Origin of the sequence: Zobellia sp. 1_MG-2023, from assembly GCF_030549125.1 — a bacterium.
In the GTDB taxonomy this organism is placed as follows: Bacteria; Bacteroidota; Bacteroidia; order Flavobacteriales; family Flavobacteriaceae; genus Zobellia; species Zobellia russellii.
On record NZ_JAUOSY010000033.1, the window covers coordinates 1 to 541 of the forward strand.

Genomic DNA, 541 nt, shown 5'->3' on the forward strand with positions numbered 1-541 from the left:
TTACCGGGACCCCGGTGAACAGATAGCTCAGGTATTGGGGCAGGTGCAGGGAGTATCTTATTTTTTTGAAGGTTTCCGGTCTGGTCCTCTTCAGCCAATAGAGGTGCATACCGGTGTTGAGCATGCCCAGTTTTGGGGATCCGGTGACCCTTGACAGTTCGTCCTCGGGCCCGTATTCCTTGTAAAATGAATCAAGGATATCCCCGTTCAGGGGCTTCATGTAGTTGTAGAGGGGCGTGAGCGGTTTCCCGTTTTCGCCTATGTGTACCCAACTGGCGCCGTAACAGGAAAAGTTCAAGGCCTCTATTTCAAATTCGTTGGAAATTAGGATTTTATCGAAAGTTTCCTTTACCCAGTCCTCCAGTGCCCTGAGGTTTTCGGTAGGGTAGCCGTCCTCATCGGTTATCTCTTCAAAACGTACGTATTCACGGTGCACCTCCTGGAAGTTCCCGTCAAAAAGAAAGAACTTTTTGTTGGTCTTCCCGATATCGAATACGGCCGTTACTTTAGTTTTCATGGTGTTGTGGTTATAGTCCGGATG

Annotated in this window: 1 protein-coding gene; it reads right to left on the minus strand. The window is 48.6% G+C overall.

The genetic code is table 11. The features are described from left to right. Positions 1–517 (minus strand): FGGY family carbohydrate kinase (locus Q4597_RS19710; RefSeq protein ID WP_303407810.1); only part of this gene is annotated, 517 nt, incomplete at its 3' end. Positions 518–541 lie beyond the last annotated feature (24 nt).